Below are 1,028 nucleotides of genomic sequence, written 5' to 3' on the forward strand. Positions count from 1 at the left end.
GTCCGCCACGAAGTGAGCGGCCAGCCGCGTATCGCGGTCCTAGCAACGCTAAGCGACCAACTAGAAAGATCGAACGATGACTGACACCTCCGCCCCCGGCGATGCCGGGGGCTTCGAACGACGCGCGCGTGAAAACCAGGCGGAGCGCAGAGCCAACCTCAAGACCACCTACGACTTCATCGTCTGCGGCGCCGGTTCATCGGGATCGGTGGTCGCGCGCCGCCTTGCCGAGAATCCGGCCTGCAGCGTCCTGCTGATCGAGGGCGGACCCGACGACGAAGCAGAGTCCGTGCTGGATCCTGCTTTATGGCCCACCAATCTCGGGACTGACCGCGACTGGGGATTTCAGGCCGAGCCGAATCCGCATCTCGGCGGTCGGGCTCTCTCGATGTCGATGGGCAAGGGCCTCGGCGGCGGCTCCAGCGTGAACGTCATGGTCTGGGCACGCGGCCACCGCAGCGACTGGGACCACTTTGCGGCGGAGACGGGCGATCCCGCTTGGAACTACGCCACGGTTCTGGACATCTATCGCCGGATCGAGAACTGGCAAGGTCGACCCGACCCGAAATACCGCGGCACGAGCGGGCCGATCTGGGTTCAGCCCGCCAAGGACCCGAGCCCCATCGCCGGCGCCCTGCTGAAGGCCGCGGACGGTCTCGGCATCCCTCGTTTCGATCATCCCAATGGCGAGATGATGGAAGGCGCGGGCGGGGCTGCCTATGCCGACATGCTGGTTCGCAAGGGGCGACGACACTCCCTATATCGAGCTTATGTCCGGCCGATCGCCGATCGTCCAAACCTGACGATCCTGACCGAGACCGTCGTCCGGCGCATCCTGTTCGAGGGGCGCCGCGCTATCGGTGTGGAGATCGAACGAGCCGGCTCGATTTCGGCTATCACGGCAAGCACCGAGGTCGTGATATCGACGGGGGCGATCAACACGCCCAAGCTGCTCATGCTGTCCGGCGTGGGAGATCGTGACGAACTCGCGCGGCTCGGCATTCCCGTCGTCCAGCACCTCCCAGGCG

General features: G+C 65.6%; 1 protein-coding gene. It reads left to right on the plus strand.

What is annotated here, in order from left to right; translation table 11 throughout:
* Positions 1-76: 76 nt before the first annotated feature.
* On the plus strand, positions 77-1,028 hold a 952-nt coding region (locus AB4Y99_RS27815), incomplete at its 3' end, for a GMC family oxidoreductase (protein ID WP_441525633.1).

The organism is Allobosea sp. TAB14 (assembly GCF_052113865.1).
In the GTDB taxonomy this organism is placed as follows: domain Bacteria; phylum Pseudomonadota; class Alphaproteobacteria; order Rhizobiales; family Beijerinckiaceae; genus Allobosea; species Allobosea spartocytisi.